General features: G+C 46.3%; 1 CRISPR repeat array.

The window, feature by feature from the left end:
- Positions 1-65: 65 nt before the first annotated feature.
- A CRISPR array of direct repeats spans positions 66-524; the repeat unit is 36 nt; unit sequence GTCGGAAGACTTGCCCCACTAATCGGGGATTAAGAC.
- Positions 525-589: the final 65 nt, after the last annotated feature.

Here is a 589-nt window from a genome sequence, read left to right on the forward strand (position 1 = left end):
AAGACTTGCCCCACTAATCGGGGATTAAGACTGCGAAAACCACCCGTTCTCATGCGTCAGATTGTGTCGGAAGACTTGCCCCACTAATCGGGGATTAAGACAAATTCTTCAGTAGGATGTAAGACATTGTTTTCATGTCGGAAGACTTGCCCCACTAATCGGGGATTAAGACGAAATCGAAACACTGCAACGTGCTGCGAGTGCCCAGTCGGAAGACTTGCCCCACTAATCGGGGATTAAGACCGTGCACGCGTTGACCTTTCTTGATTGTAGTATTGTCGGAAGACTTGCCCCACTAATCGGGGATTAAGACGCATCTGTATCTGCTCTTTAAATTTTGTGTTTATGTCGGAAGACTTGCCCCACTAATCGGGGATTAAGACGAAATGTCCTAAGTGTAAGAAACACAATCTCTTTGTCGGAAGACTTGCCCCACTAATCGGGGATTAAGACATATGTGCAGTATAGGATTTGGTAATGCCACTTTTGTCGGAAGACTTGCCCCACTAATCGGGGATTAAGACACTTACCTGATGGTCCAGATGGTGAAAAAGGTAAAGTCGGAAGACTTGCCCCACTAATCGGGGAT

The sequence above is a fragment of the Neisseria sp. HMSC03D10 genome, assembly GCF_001807625.1.
Classification (GTDB): Bacteria; Pseudomonadota; Gammaproteobacteria; order Burkholderiales; family Neisseriaceae; genus Neisseria; species Neisseria mucosa.